This is a genomic window from Veillonella ratti (assembly GCF_003992115.1).
Classification (GTDB): domain Bacteria; phylum Bacillota; class Negativicutes; order Veillonellales; family Veillonellaceae; genus Veillonella_A; species Veillonella_A ratti.
Genome location: NZ_RQUX01000019.1, coordinates 15,537 through 39,530, shown reverse-complemented (window position 1 = coordinate 39,530; position 23,994 = coordinate 15,537). Strand labels below are relative to the sequence as shown.

At 44.0% G+C, this 23,994-nt stretch carries 22 protein-coding genes, 1 tRNA gene and 2 riboswitches; of the genes, 9 read left to right on the top strand and 14 right to left on the bottom strand.

Going from position 1 to position 23,994, the window contains the following annotated elements; genetic code table 11:
• Positions 1 to 32 precede the first annotated feature (32 nt).
• Positions 33 to 142, bottom strand: a riboswitch (SAM riboswitch).
• Between the two features lie 210 nt (positions 143 to 352).
• Both EO124_RS08380 and EO124_RS08375 read right to left on the bottom strand, forming a co-directional pair.
• Positions 353 to 1,795, bottom strand: a complete 1,443-nt coding sequence (locus EO124_RS08380) for a [FeFe] hydrogenase, group A (RefSeq protein WP_127059157.1) — start codon at positions 1,793 to 1,795, stop codon at positions 353 to 355.
• A 353-nt stretch (positions 1,796 to 2,148) separates the two neighbouring features.
• On the bottom strand, positions 2,149 to 2,682 hold the full coding sequence (locus EO124_RS08375) for a hypothetical protein (RefSeq protein WP_127059156.1): 534 nt from the start codon (positions 2,680 to 2,682) through the stop codon (positions 2,149 to 2,151).
• 632 nt (positions 2,683 to 3,314) lie between these two features.
• On the opposite strand from EO124_RS08375, the gene EO124_RS08370 reads away from it, so the two are divergent.
• Complete coding sequence (locus EO124_RS08370; protein WP_127059155.1) at positions 3,315 to 4,265, top strand: 2-hydroxyacid dehydrogenase; 951 nt, start codon at positions 3,315 to 3,317, stop codon at positions 4,263 to 4,265.
• 131 nt (positions 4,266 to 4,396) lie between these two features.
• On the opposite strand, the gene EO124_RS08365 is transcribed toward EO124_RS08370, so the two are convergent.
• The gene (locus tag EO124_RS08365) at positions 4,397 to 5,092 is read right to left on the bottom strand and encodes an RraA family protein (protein WP_127059154.1); all 696 of its coding nucleotides are present in this window, start codon (positions 5,090 to 5,092) and stop codon (positions 4,397 to 4,399) included.
• 193 nt (positions 5,093 to 5,285) lie between these two features.
• Between EO124_RS08365 and pyrF the strand changes: the two genes are divergently transcribed.
• Both pyrF and pyrE read left to right on the top strand, forming a co-directional pair.
• Positions 5,286 to 6,005, top strand: coding sequence for an orotidine-5'-phosphate decarboxylase (gene pyrF, locus EO124_RS08360; RefSeq protein ID WP_127059153.1), 720 nt, complete (start codon positions 5,286 to 5,288; stop codon positions 6,003 to 6,005).
• Positions 6,002 to 6,589: an orotate phosphoribosyltransferase gene (gene pyrE / locus EO124_RS08355; RefSeq protein WP_021840214.1), complete on the top strand. Its 588-nt coding sequence runs from the start codon at positions 6,002 to 6,004 to the stop codon at positions 6,587 to 6,589. The genes pyrF and pyrE overlap by 4 nt, the downstream gene beginning before the upstream one ends.
• Before the next feature lie 176 nt (positions 6,590 to 6,765).
• Here pyrE and EO124_RS08350 read toward each other — a convergent pair whose 3' ends face one another.
• The 6 genes from EO124_RS08350 to EO124_RS08325 form a co-directional block, all read right to left on the bottom strand.
• Complete coding sequence (locus EO124_RS08350) at positions 6,766 to 7,170, bottom strand: OsmC family protein (RefSeq protein WP_127059152.1); 405 nt, start codon at positions 7,168 to 7,170, stop codon at positions 6,766 to 6,768.
• Positions 7,171 to 7,237: 67 nt separating this feature from the next.
• A complete protein-coding gene (locus EO124_RS08345) occupies positions 7,238 to 7,636 on the bottom strand; it encodes a metal-sensing transcriptional repressor (RefSeq protein ID WP_127059151.1) in 399 nt (132 codons plus the stop codon).
• A gap of 111 nt (positions 7,637 to 7,747) precedes the next feature.
• Positions 7,748 to 9,442, bottom strand: coding sequence for an ABC transporter ATP-binding protein (locus EO124_RS08340; RefSeq protein WP_127059150.1), 1,695 nt, complete (start codon positions 9,440 to 9,442; stop codon positions 7,748 to 7,750).
• A 121-nt stretch (positions 9,443 to 9,563) separates the two neighbouring features.
• A complete protein-coding gene (locus tag EO124_RS08335; RefSeq protein WP_127059149.1) occupies positions 9,564 to 11,132 on the bottom strand; it encodes an ABC transporter substrate-binding protein in 1,569 nt (522 codons plus the stop codon).
• Between the two features lie 172 nt (positions 11,133 to 11,304).
• On the bottom strand, positions 11,305 to 12,138 hold the full coding sequence (locus tag EO124_RS08330) for an ABC transporter permease (protein ID WP_127059148.1): 834 nt from the start codon (positions 12,136 to 12,138) through the stop codon (positions 11,305 to 11,307).
• Positions 12,128 to 13,144, bottom strand: coding sequence for an ABC transporter permease (locus tag EO124_RS08325; RefSeq protein WP_127059147.1), 1,017 nt, complete (start codon positions 13,142 to 13,144; stop codon positions 12,128 to 12,130). Before EO124_RS08325 ends, EO124_RS08330 begins: the two co-directional genes overlap by 11 nt.
• Before the next feature lie 313 nt (positions 13,145 to 13,457).
• On the opposite strand from EO124_RS08325, the gene EO124_RS08320 reads away from it, so the two are divergent.
• Complete coding sequence (locus EO124_RS08320; protein WP_127059146.1) at positions 13,458 to 14,165, top strand: class I SAM-dependent methyltransferase; 708 nt, start codon at positions 13,458 to 13,460, stop codon at positions 14,163 to 14,165.
• 159 nt (positions 14,166 to 14,324) lie between these two features.
• Here EO124_RS08320 and EO124_RS08315 read toward each other — a convergent pair whose 3' ends face one another.
• The 5 genes from EO124_RS08315 to EO124_RS08295 form a co-directional block, all read right to left on the bottom strand.
• Positions 14,325 to 15,731, bottom strand: coding sequence for a pyruvate carboxylase subunit B (locus EO124_RS08315; protein WP_127059145.1), 1,407 nt, complete (start codon positions 15,729 to 15,731; stop codon positions 14,325 to 14,327).
• A 232-nt stretch (positions 15,732 to 15,963) separates the two neighbouring features.
• The gene (locus EO124_RS08310; protein ID WP_127059144.1) at positions 15,964 to 16,284 is read right to left on the bottom strand and encodes a hypothetical protein; all 321 of its coding nucleotides are present in this window, start codon (positions 16,282 to 16,284) and stop codon (positions 15,964 to 15,966) included.
• Between the two features lie 113 nt (positions 16,285 to 16,397).
• Entirely contained in the window at positions 16,398 to 17,306 is a 909-nt protein-coding gene (locus EO124_RS08305; RefSeq protein WP_021841092.1) for a hypothetical protein, read from the bottom strand.
• 8 nt (positions 17,307 to 17,314) lie between these two features.
• Positions 17,315 to 18,262 (bottom strand): phosphodiester glycosidase family protein, encoded by a 948-nt coding sequence (locus tag EO124_RS08300; protein WP_127059143.1) that lies wholly within the window; start codon positions 18,260 to 18,262, stop codon positions 17,315 to 17,317.
• 16 nt (positions 18,263 to 18,278) lie between these two features.
• Complete coding sequence (locus tag EO124_RS08295; protein WP_127059142.1) at positions 18,279 to 19,091, bottom strand: polysaccharide deacetylase family protein; 813 nt, start codon at positions 19,089 to 19,091, stop codon at positions 18,279 to 18,281.
• Between the two features lie 201 nt (positions 19,092 to 19,292).
• On the opposite strand from EO124_RS08295, the gene EO124_RS08290 reads away from it, so the two are divergent.
• From EO124_RS08290 to EO124_RS08270, 5 genes are all read left to right on the top strand, one after another.
• Positions 19,293 to 20,078: a carbon-nitrogen family hydrolase gene (locus EO124_RS08290; RefSeq protein ID WP_127059141.1), complete on the top strand. Its 786-nt coding sequence runs from the start codon at positions 19,293 to 19,295 to the stop codon at positions 20,076 to 20,078.
• A 229-nt stretch (positions 20,079 to 20,307) separates the two neighbouring features.
• Positions 20,308 to 20,799, top strand: a complete 492-nt coding sequence (locus EO124_RS08285) for a helix-turn-helix domain-containing protein (RefSeq protein ID WP_127059140.1) — start codon at positions 20,308 to 20,310, stop codon at positions 20,797 to 20,799.
• A 151-nt stretch (positions 20,800 to 20,950) separates the two neighbouring features.
• Positions 20,951 to 21,041: transfer RNA gene (locus tag EO124_RS08280), tRNA-Ser, on the top strand.
• A gap of 200 nt (positions 21,042 to 21,241) precedes the next feature.
• Positions 21,242 to 22,585 (top strand): esterase-like activity of phytase family protein, encoded by a 1,344-nt coding sequence (locus EO124_RS08275; protein WP_164726598.1) that lies wholly within the window; start codon positions 21,242 to 21,244, stop codon positions 22,583 to 22,585.
• A gap of 281 nt (positions 22,586 to 22,866) precedes the next feature.
• Positions 22,867 to 22,958, top strand: a riboswitch (SAM riboswitch).
• Positions 22,959 to 23,108: 150 nt separating this feature from the next.
• Positions 23,109 to 23,942 (top strand): MetQ/NlpA family ABC transporter substrate-binding protein, encoded by an 834-nt coding sequence (locus tag EO124_RS08270; RefSeq protein ID WP_127059138.1) that lies wholly within the window; start codon positions 23,109 to 23,111, stop codon positions 23,940 to 23,942.
• Positions 23,943 to 23,994: the final 52 nt, after the last annotated feature.

Here is a 23,994-nt window from a genome sequence, read left to right as displayed (position 1 = left end):
AAAAAGTCGTCAACAAATGACGACCTACTGTCTTATCATCTGCCGGTTACCCGTTGGACTTAGCACCTTGCCTTTTGCATATGCATCAAGCAGGTTGCCGCAGCATCATCGGGCCAAATCCCTCAGCTGCTCTGGATGATTCTATAAAATTATAACTACCTGGGGTAAAACATTACCCTTTCGATGTATATTATAATACTTCAATCAGAGATACATGTCAACTGTAGTTATACAAAAAGAGCATCAAATGCTGTGATTGTCACAAGCATTCGATGCTCTATGATTCGCTAATCGGAATATTCGTTTATCTCGCTATCGAAATAAACGCTTATTCTATTCGCAGCCTATCCTCTTATTCAGGTTTCTTGAATTTAGGGGATGTTGGGCAGGTTTCAGGTGTTACATCTTTACGTACACCAAGATCGCTGCTGCGGTCGGTGAAGTGAGTGTGTAACAACTGTTCGGACAATTCGCCCAATGGTTTATCAAAGAATTCAGTGTAAATTGCTTTGATTTCAGGGTTTTCATAGCTGGAACGAAGTTTCATGTTGGAATCCATATCGTAAATTCCTTTGATACGAGCTTCACGAACTTTGTTAGCTACCGGCATTTTTACGCGTGGCTGACCGCCGCCACCGATACAACCGCCAGGGCAAGCCATCATTTCAACGAAATCGTATTTTTTGCCATTAGCTTTCATATCGTCCAAGAATGTACGGATATTTTTACCGCCATGAACTACAGCTAATTTTAATTTTTTGTCGCCAATTTCAACTTCCGCTTCGCGAACGCCTTCCATACCGCGAACTTCCTGGAGGTTCGTGTAACGTTCAGGAGTTGGTTCTTCACCGGTAATGAATTTGTAAGCACTACGAACAGCCGCTTCCATAACACCGCCGGTATTACAGAAGATTACGGAGCCACCGGTTTCAGCGCCGATGTATTTATCCATCTGAGATTCTTCTACCTGAGTGAAGTCGATACCGGATTCACGAATCCATTTACCGAATTCACGAGTCGTAATACAGTAGTCGGTATCACGAAGTTCTTCTTTATCCCAGTATGCAGCCGATTTATTCTGTTCAGGACGACGAATTTCGAATTTCTTAGCCGTACAAGGAGCCACGCTCACGGATACGATTTTCTCAGGATCGATATTCATCTTCTTAGCGAAATATGTTTTAATAACAGCTGCTTCCATAGCGATACAGCTGCGAGTTGTAGAAATGTTTGGTAAATATTCAGGGTAGTAAGTTTCGCAGAATTTTACCCATGCAGGGCAGCAGCTTGTAAACTGTGGCAATTCGCCATGGCCGTTTACAACGCGTTCAATTAATTCGCTGGCTTCTTCCATGATAGTTAAGTCGGCACCAAAGTTGGTATCTACTACATAGTCGGCACCAAGTTGACGTAAGGCGCCAATCATTTTGCCTTCTAAAACGGAACCCGGTTCATAACCGAATTCTTCACCGATACCTACACGTACTGCCGGTGCAGTCTGAATAACCACGATTTTATCAGGATCGGCGATAGCTGCTTTTACTTCGTCCAATTCGGAACGTTCGTTCATGGAATCGAATGGGCAAGCGGCTGCGCACTGACCGCAATGAACACAAATCGGTTCATCACCGGTAGATTCTAAATCGTAGTAGTCAAGTACACCCATAACGTCAGCACAAGCACGACGGCATAATGTACAGTTTTTACATTTAGTTAAATCATGAATGATTGCAGGATTATTCTCTGAAATCGGAACACGACGATCAATATGTTGGAATCGACTTTCGAAACTCATAGTTTTGCACCTCACACAAATAATACTAGTTATGTATTCAATATAATCCAACCTCTGTTGGAACCGACATCGACCAAAATTGTATGGTTGTGAGTGATGTCTCTTTGTAGTATAGCAAATTAAATCTCCTGTTTTCAAATAGGAATTAGATTATCATTGTGCATTATTACTATGCAAAAAGTATGATAATACCGCCTTTTTTAAAGGATTTAAAAAATCAAAAAACAGCCTTCGAACAAAGGCTGTTTTTATAATTTTTATCGCATTAGTTTACTACTTACGTCCACTCAAGGCGAACACCAAACTAAATTCAAAAAGATGTTACTAAATATCCTCTTGGTTAAGACAATATCTTATCGATGCAAAGTAAATTGAGCCAAAGAATACAGTGTCTTACCTTTAATAAGGCTAGCTTCTACTTTCGCGCAAACCAACTCTTTTACTCTGAATACAAGAGCTATGGCCGACCAGTAGCTACACAATTCCGCCATTTCTTCCAAGTTTTGATGGTAAGCCGACCACAAAGAAATCATATTTTTTTCAAATATAGTTTCACCTAATACGAGTCCGCCTATAAAAATAGCGAGGTAGATAAGAAGCGTGCGATCACTAAGATGCTCTTTATATAAAACAGCTATTAAATCGCGTCCCCGCCATAGGGCCACACACAACAAGAGCGCCATGGCCCCTAAAAACCAGGGAACATATCCCCCAAACCAGACTTCATTTATCCCGGGAAATTCCGGCCCGGTGGTCGTCCATGCCATCGGATAGAAAACACGGCCCCAACTCAATTCACGACCCAGTGCCACTAAAAATAGTACCGCCGCACTCAGCCAAAGCCACCGTTCAGAGCGAGCTCCTAAAAATGACCACTTAACTGTCATTAAAAAGCCACCTAACAATATTAAGGCCTCTATATTTTCTATCCAATTATTTTCCCAAAAAGCCCAACCGGGCAAAAGAAATGCTAACGGCCAAACCACGATTAATAGCACTATACTCACTTTGTTAATTATCTTCACACCGGCACCTCCGTATCTGCTTGTGAATTTCCTTCATCGTATAAAATATTTATTTTCAGTCATTACATAATTTAGAATTTTAGTACGTAATTAGACCCAGTTTATAAATTGTTTATATTTTGTAAATATTTTATTTAAATTTTACTCTTTCTTTACAATTAATCAAACAAAAAAAACATTTAGAGTACCACTATATATATAATGTTCAAAATGGCGTTAATTAGGTTCTTAATATTGTTAATAATTCTCTTTATAAAAAAAATACATCAAGTTTATTTCACTTGATGTATGAGAATTTGCCGATACAAATCATTTCTCAATGTTCTCTCAAAATATTATTTAATATTATTTTTCATATCCTAGTGCATCACCATGGTTTCGACGCGTTTGTATTCTCCGCTTATTTGGCGTATAATCAAAATTAATAAGAGCTACAATAATATATGTTAGCTGATAACTCTATACATACTCACTAATTTAAACGAGGTGACAATATGAATATTATCGTAATGGAACCATTAGGCGTATCCGCCGCCAAAATCGAAGAAGTCAGTGCCCCACTTAAAGCAGCCGGCCATGAATTCTTCTATCCCGAAACGCAGGAGTTAGACCAAGCAAAATTATTGGATCGCGTAAAAGACGCAGATATTTTGATTTTGGCCAATCAGAAATTGTCCGGTGACATCATTCGCCAATGCCCGCATCTCAAAATGATTTCTATCGCCTTCACCGGCGTGGACCATGTGGATTTAGAAGCCTGCCGTGAACGCAACATTACCGTATGTAACGCCGCCGGCTACTCCACTAACGCCGTAGCTGAACTCGCTTTTGGTCTTGCTATTTCTGTAATTCGCAATATCGTACCATGCGACCACGAAGCACGCCACGAAGGCACTAAAGCCGGTTTGGTGGGTTTTGAACTTTTTGGCAAAACCTTCGGCGTAGTAGGCACCGGTGCCATCGGTCGCCGCGTAGCTGAAATCGCCCTTGCTTTCGGTTGCAAAGTTATTGCTTACAATCGCAGTGAAAAACAAGACCTCATCGACAAAGGCGTTAAATTCGTTTCCAAAGAAGAATTATTCCGCGAAGCCGATTTCGTATCTTTACACACGCCGTTAACGGCTGAAACGAAGGGCCTTGTGAACGCCGACATGATTAAGCTCATGAAACCGACCGCCGTGCTCATCAATACAGCCCGTGGTCCCGTGGTAGATAGCGTTGCTTTAGCGGCCGCCCTTAACGAAGGTCGTTTAGCCGGCGCCGGTATTGATGTATTCGAAACGGAACCGCCAATTCCGGCCGACCATCCATTATGCCATGCCAAAAATACCGTACTTACCCCGCATGTAGCTTTTGCCAGCAAAGAAGCACTCGAAACCAGAGCAGATATTGTTATTGAAAATATCAAAGCCTGGGAAGCGGGCAAACCTCAAAACTTAGTGTAGTTTCATAATTGCAACAAAAAGCAACCGAACTTACATAACACTGTAAGCATCGGTTGCTTTTTTATAATCATCGCCTCTAAAGTTAATGACTATTTAGTTTTTGGTTTTTCAAGCTTTAATATCGACCACAATCAATATTGGTCGTCAATAATTTCGGTGCCCTGCTCTTTGAGTGCGTCTTCCACCCATTGACGGTCCGCATCACCGGTCAAGGCCGCATGCACATTGGCTGCATCTTTGGCTTGGATTTTTTTAGCCCCTTCCAACACTTCTTCCGCATCCTGCCAAGGTACAACGATAACGCCGTCGCGGTCCATAACGACAATATCCCCCGGATTTACAGAAATGCCGCCGCAAGCAATTGGCGTATTGATTTCACCGGTGCCATCTTTGTAAGGGCCTGCCGGATTGGTACCGTTTGCGTAAACAGGCATGCTCATAGCCTCTACCGCATCACTGTCGCGAATCGGTCCGTCAATTACGAGGCCGGCAATTTGTTTATAAATCGCATAGCCGAGCATAACTTCACCCATGAGCGCCCGATATTCCGTGCCCCCGTCATTGGACACCATAATAACATCGCCCGGCCCAGCCATATTGAGAGCTTTATGAATCATTAAGTTATCGCCGCCACGCGTTTTTACCGTCAAAGCACGGCCTACCGTCACCGGTTGTTTAGGTGAAGATTTCAAAGAAACACGCGGATGCAAGGCACTGAGGCGCCCCATACAATCCGCCACATTCGCCGCCGGAATCCCCTGATATTCGTTCAATAGTTCATCACTTACCATCGGTCTTTTCAAATACACTCGATTACCTACTGCCACTAGTATCACTCCATTCTTTTGAAAACATCATCACTTTTTGCTATGACTAGCTTATATATCTATAATACTAGATATCCTCTCTTTTTTACAAGTAAAAAGAGGTATAATATAGATAAGCACAAATAATTTAGAATTGACTTTACCTCGTTTTTGTGTAAAAATTATTTGAATATATTATCAAAGGAGGCTTACGATGGCAGACGACAGACTTATAGTAGCCCTTGATGTGGCCACCATGGATCAGTTAAAAAACTTGGTGACTACCTTAGGTGACTCCGTATCGTATTACAAAGTGGGCATGGAATTATTTTATGCCGCCGGTGCCGAAACCGTTACATATTTGCAAGAACAGGGGAAATCCGTATTTCTCGACTTGAAATTGCATGATATTCCCAACACGGTAGCACAGGGGGTAACCTCTTTGACGCATTTAGGCGCCAAGCTCATCACCTTGCACAGCCAAGGCGGGCCCGTTATGATGGCGGCCGCTGCCAAAGCAGCTACCGAAGCCGCTGAAAAATTACAGGTAGAGCGTCCTAAACTCTTGGCCGTAACCGTACTCACCAGTTTTGACGATGATGCTTGGACTGCCATCGGCGGTCAATTACCGATTCGCGATCAGGTACTGCGTTTGGCAAAACTTGCTAAAGAATCCGGCATGGACGGCGTTGTAGCATCCCCGTTGGAAGCCAAGGCCATCCGCAAAGCCTGCGGCGAGGATTTCCTCATTGTAACGCCGGGCATTCGCCCAAGCTTTGCGGCTGCCAATGACCAGAAACGCATTGCTACACCGAAAAACGCCTTAGAGGACGGTGCTTCAAAGCTCGTTATCGGTCGCCCGATTACCAAAGCCGAAAATCCGCAAGAAGCGGTTCGTTTAATTGTTGAAGAAATGGAGGCTGTTCACCCATGATGACAGAACAAGAAGTAAAACAGTTATTAATCGACACTAAAGCTATTTTAGAAGGCCATTTTCTTTTGACCTCCGGACTCCACAGCCCAATGTATGTGGAAAAATTCAACGTATTGCAACATCCGAAATATACGGAACGTCTTTGCCAAGAATTGGCCGAACGCTTCAAGGATCAAAATGTTGAACTCGTTATCGGACCTATGACGGGTGGTATCTTGTTGGCTCATGAAGTTGGTAAAGCGTTAGGTACCCGTGCTATTTTCACCGAACGTGAAAAAGGCGTTATGACTTTACGTCGCGGTTTCCGCATCGAACCGGGTACACGCGTACTTATCGTTGAAGATATCGTAACAACCGGCGGTTCCGTTCGCGAAGTTGTAGACGTAGTAAAAGCTTCTCAAGGCGAAATCGTAGGTGTAGGCCTCTTGGTTAACCGTAGCGGCGGCAAAGCAGACTTTGGTATTCCAAACGACAAAGTGCAGGCTTTATTGAACCTTACCGTACCGACCTACCAGCCGGAAGAATGCCCGCTTTGTAAAGATCATGTGCCAATGACCGAACGCGGCAGCAAACATATTAAATAATTAATTATAAACTTATAGGTCATTTTGAGTTGGTCTTTAGACCGATAGGATTAGTATTTATCTAGTCTTATCGGTCTTTTATTTTTTGATTTCAGGCTTATAGGACAAAAAAGCCCTTGCCTGAATTTCAAGCAAGGGCTAACTACAACTTAAGCAAATATTCTGTTCAAACAACCCTACACATCATAGTTAAACGTAGCAGTCTGTATTACATCATCATTCAAGCTACGGCCGACAATACATTTTTCATGAAGCAAGGTTTCAATTTTACTGCGGTCTTCTTCTTTAACAGCTTTTGGTAAATGGAAGTCAATTTTAATTTCTTTAACTCTAAATTCTTCGGAGCTCACATCGGTGGCCACTTCGGCATAGGCACCAACAAAATCATAGCCCATTTTACCGCCGATAAGCCCCATAATGGAGAGGGCACAAGAAGCAAACGTGTCAGCTAACAATTCAACCGGTGAAAACGATTCTTCCAAACCGCCCACATCTTTGCCTACATCAGTAAATACAGTGTGACTCTTTTTAGCGTTTGTTAATTCATTTCTCAAATGTGCCTGCATTACAACTCGTGACATACTGCTACCTCCTTGTAAATAATCTGCCAAGTATCAAATTCAAAAGTTATTATAAAAATAGCCTTCGCTACTTTATAAACCGATCGATAGCTTCATTCAATTTATCAAGGGTTTCTGTATCATTATCTTTTACCGCATCAACGATACAATGCTGAATGTGGTCCTTTATGACAACGCGGCTCACACTTTTCACCGCCGAATCAACCGCGGCCAGTTGCACCAACACCTCACTGCAGTCGCGCCCATCCGCCACCATCCGCTTTACCGACTCCAAATGACCGATAATACGTGACAAACGATTCAATACCGCCTTAGTCTGCGTGTGCGAATGTGTATGTCCATGAGCGTTTTCATCTGTATGAGTATGTTCATGAGAATGTTCATGGCCGTGTATATGTTCATGCATCGCCTCATGACTGTGGGCAATACCTAATTCATGTAATCTATCGTGCTCCGTTTGCGCCACGTAATCACCACCTTGTTTCGTCTGTTATAAATTTATTATAACATATTGCACAAGATGACTTATGGTAAAATACTATGGTATTGTAAAACAATGGTAATACAATTTTAGTATTTACCTTTTAAGTAATGTGCGTGCTTCTACCAATTGTTTGGCCAACTCTGATTGAGGATTGGCTAAAACAGCTGCCACCGTCCCTGATTCCACAATGCACCCTTCAGCCAATAAATAGATGCGTTCACATAAAGATTCAGCTATCGTTAAGTCATGGGTTATGACTAAACCGGCGAGCTGATTTTTTTGTTTTAAATCATTTAATACGGTTAATACTTCCGCTTGCGTTTGCCCATCCAAAGCAGATGTCATTTCATCACACAAAAGTAAGGACGGATTATTGGCAATAGCCCGCGCCAAAGCGGCTCGCTGACATTCCCCGCCGCTCAACATGTGCGGATAACGCTTACTGTATGAACTTGGCAAATTCACGGCGCCCAAGAGGGTAGACACCTGTTCTTGGCCGGTTGAAGCAGAACTTGCGACCGGTGAAAACCGCGCCCTGTCTGCGACATCTAAAATGGTGCACTCTTGCGATAAAAATCTGACATTTTGTGCCCCTAAGGATTGCAAAGATTCCGACTTCACCGGCTTTGCCGGCTTATGTTTGATAGCTTCTTCAAGGCTCCATCCGATTGTTTGACGCGGATTAAAAGAACTTTGCGGATCTTGCCAAATCGGCTGGACTATTTGTCCCAACTCAGCAGGCGAATAATTGGCAAGCTCCTTTTCACCATATAAAATCTCACCGTTTAAAGTGGGCTGCCAGCCTAGTAAGCAGCGAAACAAAGTGCTCTTACCGGCTCCGCTGAGACCAACCAAGGCCACCCATTCACCACGATGAACCGTTAAACTTACGTCATGTAATACGGAGTTACTATCAGCCTCGTAACAGGCTTGGAGATTTTTAATCTCTAAAAGCGGTGCCGTCGCAACATCTGTTACTGCCACAGCACGAGGCTCTTTGTCAATCGTAGTGATGTCTTCCACGCTAATAGACGCTGAATGATCGCCCTCATTCATAGAGGCCTTCAAATTTTGCAAACAACCGTCCTGCAAACATTGCAAATGACCTTCCTGCAAACATTGCAGGCGACCGTCCTGCAATTCATATACGCTGTCACCGATACAGTTTGCCAATTCCCGTTGGTGAGTAACAAACACCAAAGTCAACCCTTCCGATTGCTGCACTTTTTTCAAAAGCTCTACTACTTGCAGTTGACGAACCATGTCTAAACTCGAAGCCGGCTCATCGGCGATTAGAATATCCGGTTTTGGGAGTAAGGCAAATAATAACGCCACCCGTTGAGCCATACCGCCGGACAATTCAGTGGGATATAAAGATAAGACGTTAAGGTCTAAATCAAGAGCGATGCTTAAAGTTTCAATCCGACTGTGGGCTTCAGCCCAATCGAGATTAATAGCCTTTGCCACATGACGACATTGCTCTTCAATTGTAAAAAAAGGACTAAAAGAGCTTACGGCGCCTTGCGCTACATAAGTGATGCGTCGGCCTCGTAAATCGTGCCAAGCTTGTTCCGATTTAGGCCAAGAAACGCCACATAAAGAAGCTGTTTCATACGTAATCCGGGCATTTTTTGGCAATAAACCCAATAAGGTCTTCAATATAGTCGTTTTGCCTGCTCCCGAAGGGCCTATAATAACGATTGCTTCACCGGCTGCAACGGTAAGATTTACATCTTGTAAGACCGACTGCCCGTCATAGGCAACTTGTAAATTTTTTAATAAAATCATCGGCTCGGTCAACACATCACCCCCTTTCCGTCAACTCTATAGCTTCACCTTTTTACATATCTACCTTTTTTACATGTCTATATTTTTACATAGCTACATTTTTTTTACATAGCTACATTTCTTACATATCTACATCTTTGATGAGTTCATAATAATCGGTCGGCGACGCTTTAAAGTTAACAACTTTATGTTTCATAACAAGATTCATTTTAAGATGAGCCACATAAATAAACGCCGCATCATCAAGCACGGTCTGTGTCATTGTTTGAAAAATCGCCTGGCGCTGAGCCGGCTCCGTTGTTTGATCCAGTTGTGCCATCAAATCCTGAATTGCAGGATTGTTATAGCTCCCCACATTGTCCACCGCACCGGCCAGGGCATTGGTCTTGAAGTAATAAGAGCCTTCACCGGTTGGCGCTGTTACAAAGGCCTTTGCAAATACATCAAAATTCCCTTGTTTTAAAACACTGCGATACGCATCGGTAGCATTGACTTCGACTTTAATACCCACCTGTTTAAGGGTAGCTTGAGCGGCTTCTGCCAAAACCGGCAACTCTTGACGCGACGTATACGTAAGCCAACGCACGGTCAGTGGTTGACCGTTTTTATCGACATAACCGTCACCGTCCGTATCACGATAACCGGCATCAGCCAGTATTTTTTTAGCCGCTTCAATATTGAAGCTTGGCGCCGTTACTTTCATATGTCCGAGCGCCGTATTTCCCGGGAACGGACCTACCGCCGCCACGCCATTCCCTTTTAAAAGCACCTTAGCAAACTGAGTCTTATCGATGCTCATGGCGATGGCTTCACGGACCGCCTTATCCCGCATAGCCGGGCTGTTGAAATTAAAGGCCACTTGATAAACCCGCGAAGTAGGCATCGAGCTGATAGTATAGGCTGAAGCATCCTTAAATAACTCCAAGCTGTTATAAGGCAAGCCCTGAGCCGCATCGATATCGCCCTTTTGGAGCGCCATAGTAAGCGTATCGCCTTCCGTGATACGTACCACTTCAACACCATCAAGCTTTGGTTTACCGTCCCAATACGAGTCATTGCGCACGAGGCTTACCGATTTTTCCGTAATATTCGTTGCCTTAAACGGACCTGTCCCCACATATAAACCGTCTTTCGGTTTTTCAGACACATCAATAATAGCACTGTACGGATCCGCCAAATAGGTCAAAAGCACGGTAGCCGGATTAGCCGATTGAATTGTAAGATTTTGACCGTCAGCCACCATCGACTGAATGCCTAAATCCTTAGGCGCCCTGTCATGCACAGCTAGAAGTTCTTCAAAATTAGCCTTCACCGCCTCAGCCGTTAAAGGTTTCCCGTTGGAAAACGTCACCTTATCCCGAATGTGCAGCTTCACCGTATGAGCATCCACAAACTGCCACGAATCGGCCAACCACGGTTTTACTTCCATGGCATCATTAAAACGCACCAACGTTTCCGCGACACCGTATCGAACGGCGCTCCAGCCTTGATACGCCTCATGAGGATTTAAACCGGCATTTTCCATAGCCGGCCCATAGGCCGTCGTGCCGTAATGTAACACTTTACCGCCGCCATCGATATTGCTGCTGCCGCAACCACTGATTACCACGGCCATAAAGACACAGGCAATGACCGCCATAAGGCGCCGCAAACCTTTTAAATGCTGCTTACCGCCTCTGCTCTCATTCATAACTTAAACCTCCAACCACAAATACCCGAATACCTCACCGTACCGATTAATGACCAAACTATAAGCTTTTCGCTTGTCAAAAAATGATTATACACACAAGCCTTAGCGTTTCTCAAAAAACTTATACACACAAACCTTAACGTTTCTCAAAAATCGATTATACACATACGCCTTATATTTTATCAAAATATTGCCGCAAGTTTTCACCGACATAGTGAAAATACGCCACCGTCACAACGATAGCGCCACCCGGCGCCAGCAGAAGCCACGGTGCGGTTTGCAATAAGCTCCGATTTAGACTGAGCATACTGCCCCATTCAGCCATAGGCGGCATAGCCCCTAAGCCCAAAAAGGACAGCCCTGCCAGTTCCATGAGAATCACACCCATATCGAGCACCGCCGTCACCACCAACGGACCCGCTATTTGCGGCATAATGTGATAGTAAAAAATCCCCCACTTCGTCTGCCCTTGCAAGCTCGCTATCTTGATATACGGTGCCGCTTTGACCTGCAGGGTCAAACTACGCGCAAGTCGCGCATATTTCGGCCAAGCCACACAAATAAGGGCCAACGCCGCGTTGCCCATGCCGCCACCCAATACGGCGGCAATCGCTAAGGCAAAAACAAGTGACGGCACGGCCAGCGCTACATTAATAAAGAGCCTAATAAGCCAGCTCATAAAACCGCCCATATACGCACTCATAATACCCAACAACGTTCCCATTACGGCAATCGTCACCGTTATAACAAAGGTTAGCCCTACCGTAACCCGTCCTCCGGCCAGAATACGGGCTACCATGTCCCGTCCGTATTGGTCGGTCCCCAACCAGTGGGAAGCACCGGGCCCTTGCAATACTTCGCTTAACACCTGCTCATAAGGGTCAAACGGCCATAGCACCGGCGCCGCAACAAACATAAAAATCATCACGCCAAGGCCGCCCCATAATAGCCACTGTATTTTGCCAAACCGCTTAAAGCCCTGCTTGCCGTCCAAGTTATATTTCATGATCGGCCTCCTTCGCATAACGGCGATTCAGCTTTGTTTGCCAAAAATCCGTGCTCCAATTGAGTAAAATGTAAAGGGCTACCAGCCAAAGCACATAGGCCTGTAACACCGGGTAATCCCTGGCCGTAATGGCATCAAAAGCCATTTTGCCAACACCGTCCCACATGAATATGGTCTCCACAATGGTTACGCCACCCAGTAAAGAACCGCAAGATAATGCCACCAAGGCTACAAGGGGGCCCGCAATAGCTCTCAGAACATACCGGGCGAAAATCGTGTACCAACTAAGACCACGGGTGCGAAGGCCCATAATATAGGGTTTACTTAATTCATCCAAGGCCAAGGCTCTTATTTGTTGAATATATTTGGCACTCATGGACCAAACCAAGGTGATTGTCGGCAGAATGAGCTGCGTCGGTTCATTATGACGGGCAATAACCGGTAACCAGTTTAGTTTTAGGGCTACCACATAAAGCAACAATAAGGCGGTAAAAAAATTTGGCATCGTATTACCGAATAAGGTCAGGCTGCGCACCAATTTATCACCTATACGACCCTTTTGGTGTGCCGTCCAAAGGCCTGTCGGCACAGCTATTAACAGAGTGACCCCTACAGCCGCTCCCATGAGAAGGAGTGTAGCCGGCAGTTTTGACCACAGCAAAGAACTGACCGCTTCCCCAGTTACCATAGATTGGCCGAAATCGCCCTGTAAGACGCCCCAAAGCCAGCGGCCATATTGCAACCATATAGGCGCCGTTAAGCCCAGTTCAGCCCTTTTTTCAGCTTGATCCTCTATAGATAAGCTCTGCTGCCCCGAAAAGACTTGATCTACCACATCATCATTAGTGAGTTGCATCAAGCCGAAGGTAAGGGTCGCTACCACCCACAGCACCCCGATTACCTGCAAAATAGGTTGACCATATTTGATACATGTGCGCCATGATGAATTGGGGCGATTAAGTAAAGCAAGCGCAGATTGCTTAGTTCTTTCTTTATTTTCTGTCATCACGGCACCTCCTTACATGAATTCTTCTTGTTACTGCGTTAAAATATACTGCCGGTTTTTAGGGCATAACTAGTGAACTTAGCGGTACCAAAGTACCCATTATTCATCTTCTTCATATTAGTGTACCTACTATTCATCACTTTGAAAAGCCCACCTAGGGGATACTTTTTTCAAAAATAACCCCCACCCCCGCTTATATCTCGCTTGATTTTCCTCTATACTGTTCTATAGAAATATTTTTGCCTATAGTAAGGACCGGCCTTAGTTCCGGCCATTATGAAACACGATAAGGATTAATAAACAGGAGTCTGTCATGGATATAACAAAACGAATTGAATCCTACTGGGATAAACGAAGCGATGCCTTTAACGAGCTGCGCCTTCAGGAACTAAAAAGCCCCAATGCCAAAGCGTGGCACGCCTTATTGGCTCAGCATATCCCCTTAGAGCGACCGATTCGCATCCTTGATGTAGGCACGGGTACCGGCTTTTTTACCTTCTTGCTCTGTCATCACGGTCATACCGTAACGGGCATCGATATGTCGCAGCAAATGGTGAATCACGCCCGTCAAAACGCCGCCACCTTTCACAGTACGGCGACCTTTGAAAAAATGGATGCTACTAAACTCACTTATGAAGATGGTACCTTTGATGCCGTCTTGAGCCGTAATCTCACCTGGACCTTACCCGATCCGAAAGCGGCCTACAGCGAATGGCTTCGCGTCCTGAAACCAAAGGGCGTCATCCTAAACTTTGATTCCGACTACGGCAAAACTACCTTTGCCCGCAATGAAGGTCACGTTCATGCCAACGTAGACAGTCAGATTCTAGATGAATGCACGGCCATTAAAAACAGTCTCACCATCAGTCAGGAAACACGCCCGGCGTGGGACTTAAAAACCTGCAAACAACTGGGAGCTCACGAAGTCAGCCTCGTGCCCGATGTACGCCCCTATGTACAACAAGATATGAGTTTACAATACGAAGAAATTCCCATTTTCATGATGCGCGTTGTAAAATAACAAGCAGCTCTCCCGGTGTGGTCTTAACCACAACAAGGAGAGCTGTTTTTCATAATTAAAATAACCATGTTACTCAAGGTTCTGTACAACCAGCACGGTCTTTAAGCAACATGGTTATTTATTTTACTGACCGAAGTCAGCTAAGTTCAATTGTACAAATTATTCGCGTGGAAGGTCGATTTCTTTAAGAATAACTTGTTTGCTGTGTTTTTCGAAGAACTGTAAAGCTACTTCTGGGAACATAGCATAGGACAATACGTCTTCGTCAGTGAAATTCTGGTAACCAAGTTCACCCAATTTCTGACGATACATTTCCAATTCAGGTTGGATAAGATCAGCTGGACGGCAAGTAATAGGTTCTTCGTCGCCGATGATTTTCTTACGAATATCTTCGCTGATAGGAGCAGGTAAACGACCATATTTGCCGCGTACCAAGTCTTTAACTTCGCTAGGAGTCATAGTGTAACGTTCCATTCCGTTTGCCATAAAGTTAACGTTCATCATAGCCATAGTACCAACGATCTGGCTGGTAGGAGTTACCAATGGAGGGTAACCGAGTTCGGCACGAACTTTAGGCATTTCGTTCATAACATCAAAGAATTTGTCAGCCATGCCCATTTCACGAAGCTGGTTCTGAGTGTTGGACAACATGCCGCCAGGAATCTGGTAATGACGAACTTCAGGTAATACTTCATGAGCCGGAGTAATACCGAATTCATCAGCGATTTCTTTGCGAACACCACGGAAGTATTCAGCCAATTCACGAAGAGCAGCTAAATCCAAACCGGTATCATATTCAGTACCGCGGAACATTTCAACGATACTTTCAGTTGCAGGCTGGGAAGTTGCATGACCGAATGGGCTTAAAGCTGTATCGATTACGTCAACACCGGCTTCAACTGCTTTTAAGTAAGTAGCGCTGGCAAGACCGCAAGTGAAGTGACTGTGTAAGTCGATCATCATGTCGTCGCCCAATGCTTTTTTAAGATCCTGAATCAAGGATACTGCATCGTATGGAGCCAACAAACCGGACATATCTTTAATACATAAAGAATCCATGCCCATTTCTTTCAATTCTTTGGCTACATCAACGAACATCTGGTTGGTGTGTACAGGGCTGATAGTGTAAACCATAGTACCTTGTACATGAACGCCTGCTTTTTTACCTGCTTTAATAGCAGCTTCCATGTTGCGAGGGTCGTTCAAAGCATCGAAAATACGGATACGATCGATACCGTTTTCTTTAGCTTTTTTAACGAATGCTTCTACTACATCATCAGCATAGTGTTTGTAGCCCAATAAGTTCTGACCACGTAACAACATCTGCAATGGAGTATTTTTAAGATGAGCTTTTAACGTGCGAAGACGTTGCCATGGATCTTCGTCCAAGAAACGAAGGCAGCTGTCAAATGTTGCGCCGCCCCAACATTCCAATGCTTCATAACCTACCGCATCCAATTTTTCCAATACAGGCAACATCTGGCTGGTACGCATACGAGTTGCCAAAATGGACTGATGACCATCGCGGAGGACGGTTTCCATGATTCTTACTTTTTTCGCTTTCATAACTCCTTCTCCTTCACTGTCGAGATGAATTGTTCTCTGCCACTCCATAAAACCTTCCACATTTTACAGATGTTAACAATCCATATCCTCTAAAATTACGCTTATGACGAATACCCGCTGTCTACCTCAGGGCAGTCTCTGTATTCGTCTCACATATCTATTAGACTACTAATGACTTTCTTTGTCAACATATTTACAATACCGATTACTCATAAATATATATTTATATTAATTATTTATTTTTTTTAGGAGCTGTTTCAATCACAATATTACGGCCATCTTTTTTAACTTGAATAGAGAAATTACCATAACCGTCCTTAAAGTATTCCATCTTAATATCTAATAAGAGCTTACCGATTTGAGTTTCCACTTTCTCAGTTAAAAACTCACGATAGAAGGCTTCCTGACTATTGGCCGGCGATTTGCGAAGTGGCGCCGGACGACGGGCCGCCGCTTCCCCTTTAAGCATAGCCGTTTCGAAGGTTTCTTCTTCCTTCACATTCTTAAACATATCATCATCGCTCAAGCCTTTTTGAATTTTAATTTTAGCCATAATACTCTTCCTTTCACTATTAAAACGAGAAAAGGCCTGCTGTAGCAGACCTTTTTCTCTTACCTATGCATAAACCTCATAATTAACACCAAAAGTCTGTTTATGCTTATTTATTACTTTTTATTGTCACTACCGGTACCGGACGACCTTTTATCTTCAATCGTCTTCTGAATCGATGCGACCGTAATATCTTTTAAATCTTGCGGCGTAGCAAAAGTATCTACCGTTTCAAATCCAACGCCAAGACGTCCTTCCATGACAGATAAGGCCTTATCATCCTCATCCACCTTGGCGATGTAAATATCTTTGTCTTTATCCACACCGATCAAGCGATAACGGCCGGGCGGATTAATAACACGCCAGCCCCCTTCCGTGCCGTCAAACATAAACACGTCACCGGTACGCACATTATCATAGAAGAAAATATCTTCGTCATAGAAAACGGCGATACGCCCGATATTGGACGCCTGCATGTAAACGCGGCGCGTATCATAGTTCGCATCCGTACGATAAATGCGGTACGCATTATCGGCCACTTTAATCTTCATATATACTACGTTGGTAGCCGTGGAGAAAGCGGCATCCACGATTTTGCTGTCTGCCGGCAAATCTTCCATCGTTGTATCCACTTCATGTTCCGGACTTTCCGGGTCAAAACGGGCCAATACCACATTATCGGAGGCCCCGCCGTAAAGCCCCATAATCGCCAAATCGCGATCCGGTAACCATTCGAAATAACTTACCGAACGGCCCTTTAAATCAATATTGGTCGGTGTTTTTTCACCGGACTTGTACACTTTAACGGAATCCTGAGTTACTACCGCCATATACTTATGACCTTCGGAATAATATTTATTACCATCCACTTCAGGGAAGTTACCGTCTTTTTCCTGACCATCACTGGCCGTTACTTCAAAATCCGTAGTCGGGGCGAAGTAAATTTGATCTAAGTAGTAATAGATGCCGCCCTGCAAGGCCAAGCCCAGTGCAAAAGCTGTCATTATTTTACCAAACGATGCCATAGCCCCTCCTATTCAACAATAAAGGCCGTCGGAATCATCCGTTCGCCCAATAAATCGGCCGGTTTATTAATAACTTTGCCGTTATAATACAAGGTCGTACTGGAACCGCCATCAAGGTTAGCCGCAATATAGCAGCCCTCTTCGTAAAGCACATCCTGCACGTCACGCAACGTGGCGCCCGTGGAATAGCCCGGTTGGCGTCCGTCGATAACGAGGAAAATCACCGTGCCGTCTTTTTTCTGACCGATAGCCGTACGCGGGCCGATGCCCCAGCCGCCGTCACCATCAGTAATCATCTTTTGGCCGTCCACAATAAGCGGCGGTCCGAAGGTAATCCCTTCAGCCGCATCCATGTCGGCCAATTCCGTCTTAGTATAGGTACCGGCGATTAAGTTGCCTTGCTTCGTAAAACCGACAAAATCAACCGCTTCATCGGGACCTACGTCCTTACCGATAACATAATTGCCGTCCTGCATAATAAAACCGTATGGCAAACGGCCCGTACCGGTACCGTTCGGATCGTGGAAACCGCCCGCATTAATAGCGGCTACCGCATCATTATCCTTGGCAATATTACTTACGGTTTCCCCTTTTTCCTGAATATTTTTAGCCGTAGCCACCTTCACGCGGCGCGGATCCGGAATTTCAAGAACGTACCCCACATAACGCGTAGACTCAATGCGGCGCATTTTGAGCGTCGTATCTTCGCGCGCTTTAAATTTAAACAAATCCTGACTCCGCACGGTGCCGACCGTCCCGAGAATCATGTTGATTTCGTCTTGATTAAACAACCAAGTAATATACTGTGGATGACGCGAACGCATAATCGCCCCCACAACGGTTCGTTTCAGATTATCAAAAGGGCCAAACAGCACCACAATCGGCGATGTGACAGCGGTAAAAATAAACATGACGAGTATGAATTTTACCCACCCTCTGCTAAAAAATCGTTTCATCCTTTACTCCTATCTATTATAAATCGGTGTAATCCTCAGTGGTAATACGCTCTTCAAAATGCTTTAAATCCACTGCATTGCCTATCCAGATACGCTGTAAGGCATACGGATTATCACCGTGGTGAACCCAACCCGGATTCATAGTTACAGCGAGCAAAATACCGTTATCTTCGGCCGCTTTTTGCGTGTAGTCATCTTGACGACCGTACGGATAACAGAACCACTTGTTGTCGATACCCAATTCATCCTTGAGTGCCTTCTGAGCTTTTACAATATTATCCAACTGTTCACTCTTAGAAAGTTCGTTCATGCGTACATGATCATAGCCGTGACTGGCAATGGTAACGCCGCCTTTTTGCATTTCTTTAATTTGTTCCCACGTCAAACGGGTCCCCACATCGCCGGGATTTACAAATACCGTTGCGGCGAAGCCGTATTCTTTGAGCACCGGATACACGATGCTGTAGGTATCGGCATAGCCGTCGTCAAAGGTGAGTACCACCGGTTTAACCGGAACGGCTTTACCGTTACGGACGTAGTCATTTAATTGTTCCATCGTAATCGGGTTGAACCCTTTATCGTGTAATAATTTCATTTGGGCGCGGAATAAATCCTCGCGAATTACCGCATCATTGTCTTCATCGGGTCCCACTTTGTGATACATCAGTACCGGAATCCCTTTAGGTACCGCTGTAGCCACCGTCGTTTCTGTCTTAACCGCAGCCGGTTTAGCTGCTTCCGGAGCCGGTTCTTTAGTGTCCGCCGCACAGCCGGCGATTAACATCATAAGGCCCCACATCAATCCCAAGACTATTATGAAACGTTTCATTATAAGCCTCCTACTTATTCAATTGTCTTCTAAAAACATTTATGCACTCTATATTATATCATAAAGAATTGTCCTATGCCTATTGACACCGAATCAAATCGACTCCTATACTTGAAGTATATTCGAATAATAAATATAACATTATAGCAATAGACTCAGATGAAGTTTTATTTTTTGAAAAAACGAAAGGAGTCCTCTCTTGTGAAAAAGAAAATCGCCCTTGTGCAAATGAATATTGTCGCCGGTGAAGTCGAACAAAATTACGCCCACGCCACGGAGTTGATTGAAACGGCCGCACAGCAAAAGCCGGATATTATTGTTCTCCCCGAAACATGGAACACCGGGTTTAAGATGACCGAAAAGCTTCCTCAGGAGGCCGACAAAAATGGGGAACGCACCCAAACTCTACTCAGTGAATTGTCCAAAAAGCATGACGTGAATATCGTGGGTGGCTCCGTAGCCACCTTGCGTGATGATAAAGTGTATAACACAACCTACGTGGTAGACCGTAAAGGCAATGTCATCTCCGAATTCGATAAAATTCACGGCTTTTCGCCGGCTAAAGAAGATCAGTACTTTGAAGGCGGTAACCATACGCACCGCTTCTTCCTCGACGATATTCCTTGCTCCAGCGTCATTTGCTATGACATCCGCTTTCCTGAAATCATTCGTAAAACAACTCTCGAAGGAGTGGATTTATTCTTCGTACCTGCCGAATGGCCTACCTTGCGCCTTCGTCATTGGGAGCTTCTAAACACCGTCCGTGCCATAGAAAACCAGATGTTCCTATGTGCTGTGAACTCATCCGGCTTCATCGGTAAAGTGGAAGCAGCCGGTAACTCCATGCTCCTCGATCCGTGGGGCGAAGAAATCCTCCACCTCGGTAAAGACGAAGAAATTGCCGTTGGTACCATTGATCTAAGTGTGATTCAGGAGATTCGAAATAAAATTAATGTGTTTAGAGATAGACGGCCGGAGTTGTATTAGGGTAAAACACGACTGACATAGACATAATAAGCATAATTATCCTGCCATTAGAACCAAAAACTGTTAGACAAACAAATAATTAAAGCGTATGATAAAGACATTATTATGAATTATACATTTTTTAATGATGTTTATATTCTAGCCTTAAACTAAATTATGAATCAGCCGCGTAGCAACGACTATCCATAGGGTTCTGCTTAGAATATACCACAACGGGGAGGCGTATGTGGTGAGTCCAAAAGATAAAGACAAAAAGTATGTTACACCGGAATTTACAAATTCACAAGTAGCCGAAGATGAAGGCGTAATGCGCTTTCAAAGACGAACAGAGCGAAGAATATTGGCCCGCAAGGCGAGATTCGGCTTGGAGAATCGTGCGGAAGCCTTGGCTCTGGCGCCGTTATTTGTCTCGCCAATGCACGTAGAAATGCCTGACGATGGCATTCCACGGGGCAATGCTCTATTCAATTGTTTGGGGTATAAAATTGCCAATTTGCGCAAAGTAAAAGGTTGGCTGCAAAAAGATTTAGCCAAGGAAACCGGAATCAGTGTCAGTTATATTTCAAAACTGGAACGTGGCTATCAAATTGAAGGCGTAACGCTTGATATCTTACTCACCCTCGCCAACGTGCTGGAAGTGACATTAAAAGATTTATTTGATTTTTCAAAAGAAGATGTCTACTTTGCTTATTATCGACTGAAGATTCACAGCTATTCCTAACTACTCATAACAGAGTGAATTCTTATAGTATGTTACCTTAACAACTAATATGCTACCCTAAGCCGTATACAAAAATCTTCGTAATTTTTTATTTTTACGATTGACAAGTTATTTACTTTCCCTTATACTATTAAAGTACGTTACACGACGTGGAGAGGTGTCCGAGCGGCTTAAGGAGCATGATTGGAAATCATGTGTGCGGTGATACCGTACCGAGGGTTCAAATCCCTCTCTCTCCGCCAAGCTAAAAAGCGCTGTCTGATTAGTCAGACAGCGCTTTTTTATGTCTACTCGTATTCTACTTTACATCTACTTTTTTATATATAACGTCTCCTTATTTTTTACACACTCCTTACGTTTCCATTACCATTCATTGATATTCTCCTGATATAATCAGCTTACATATGCGAACTGCATAATTTTCTGGAGGTGCATGATAACAATGAAAAAGCAATGGAAATGCTTACTCGCCCTAGGTATGACGCTTACAACCATGGGAGGTCTCGGCTTTGCGGCTGACGGCGTTCAAACAACGTCCTACATCGTTAACGCAGACAAATTCCAATTGCCTTATGCCGGCAATGAAGCTGCTTTTAACCACAAAATCAACCCCGGTTATGGCTCCGCCCTTGCCTTGAAATCCATCAACAAAGACGGCACGATTGAATTCTATGCCATCACCGACCGCGGTCCTAACGGCGACATTCCAACCTATGTGAAAAACGGTAAAAAAATGTCCGGGAAGTTCTTCCCTACCCCTGATTTCACACCTAGCATCGGTATCATCAAAGTTGATCCCGCCAAAGATCGTGCGGACATCATCAAATCCATTCCGCTCAAAGTTAACGGCAAAGCCATCACAGGCAAACCGGTTCCATCCGGCCTCACCGGTTCCACTAACGAAGTGGCTTTAGACTTCAATATGAATAACTTGGGCACCGACGTAAACGGTCTTGATACCGAAGGTATTTCTCTCGACAAAGACGGTAACTTCTGGATCAGTGACGAATACGGTCCATTCGTAGCCAAAGTAGATAAAAACGGCAATATCATCGAAAAATACGGTCCAGGCATGGGCTTACCTACCATTTTAGCTAACCGTGTTCCAAACCGTGGTAGCGAAGGCGTTACCGTTGATGAAAACGGCCATGTATTCGCCTTTATCCAAAGCCCGATGAACATCGACGGCAAAACGGCCAAAACAGCTAAATATATCCGTATCGTTGAACTCGACCCTACAACGAAAGCTACTACTATGTATGCATATCCTGTAGATACCGGTTATAAAAACACCGGCGCCGCCAAAATCGGCGATATTACGTCTATCGGCAACGGTCAGTTCCTCATGATCGAACAAGGCAAACAAAACGGCAAAATGCAAAACCTCATCTACAAAGTAGACCTTAACGGTGCTACCGCCATCCCTAACAACGGTGACCTCGAACTCGGTCTTTTAGACGGTCAGATCGTACCGGCTAAAAAAGAACTGGTTCTCGACTTACGCGCTCAGGGCTGGGATATTGAAAAAGCCGAAGGTCTCGCTCTCATGCCTGACCGTAAAACTATCGTAGTTGTTAACGACAATGACTTCGGCATGGACATCAACGTAGATGACAAAGCCGTAGCGGATGCTGAAGTAGATGATTACACCTACGACGCCGACAAACAAGTCATGATTTATGACGAAGACAAAGCACCTCATGATGTGACTATCAGCTTGAAGCAAAACGCTCCGTCTGAACAACAAAGCCAGATTTGGTTCTTCACTTTGCCAAATGCTTTATAATACCCTAACCTCAATCAACCTCAAAAGCTTTGGTACGTAGAATCTTTTCAATACCTACAATTTAAGCAAAAAGAGCAACAATTCCTCGTTGTTGCTCTTTTTGTTTGCCCCTGTCATTTCGACTACGGAACTTAATGCCAAGCGTTTACAACGAGGTTTTCATTGAACTTGTCAACATGAGAAAGCATCTGTATTTTTCAAAAAAACAGTAAATTTTAAATTTCCTACTTTACAAGTGTGATTTACTCATGCTATAATCAGCCTCAAGAAATTCAATAGCGATATTATCAAGAGTGATGGAGGGACTGGCCCTATGAAATCCGGCAACCATTCGATGGTGCTAAATCCTGCGGCATGTCCCGAGAGATAACAAAGAAGTAACGATGACTTGGGAATACAAGGGCATCGTTTTTTTATTACCCATCGCTTACTATTTTGTATTTGGGGATACAGGATAACCATGAATTTCAATTTTGTTATATTATTTTCAGTATATTATTTGAGACAAAAGGAGAGTTTTAACATGAAGAAATTTTTATCCGTAGCTGCTACTTTCGTATTAGGCAGCGCCCTACTACTCGCGGGATGTGGTACTGATCAAGGCAACGCCGCAGCCGGTTCTGACAAAAAAGTAACATTAACCGTCGGTGCTTCACCGGTTCCGCACGCTGAAATTCTGGAACATGTAAAAGACAAATTGGCCAAAGAAGGGGTAGACCTTAAAATCATCGAATTTAGCGACTACATCAAACCTAACTTGGCTTTAAATGACAAAGAAATCGATGCCAACTTCTATCAACATATTCCATTCATGAAAAAATTTGAAGAAGAACACAACATGAAATTTGTGTCTGCCGGTGCCGTACATATCGAACCGATGGGCTTATACTCCAATAAAATCAAAGACAAAAACTTACAACAAGCCGTACCAAACGAGGGCAAAGTGGCGATTCCTAATGACCCGACCAACACGGGACGTGCTTTACAATTATTACAACAAGCCGGTCTCATTACGTTAAAAGACCCTAATAACATTTATTCCACCAAACTGGATATCGTTTCCAATCCTAAGAACTTAGATATTATCGAAGTAGAAGCGGCTCAAACACCTAGAACCCTTGATGACGTAGATATTGCCGCTATTAATGCCAACTATGCCTTGGGTGCTAATTTAAATCCGTTAGCCGATGCGTTGTTCTTAGATTCCAAAGATTCGCCATATGCTAATTTAATTGCTGTTCGTCCTGGTGATGAAAATCGCCCAGAGATTAAAAAATTGGTAGAAGCACTTCATTCGCCTGACACCAAACAGTTTATTGAAGAAAAATACAAAGGCTCTATCTTACCGGCATTCTAATTTATTCTTCTTTTCTCTTTACAAGTTTGTCCCCTCGTGGTATACTAACGAA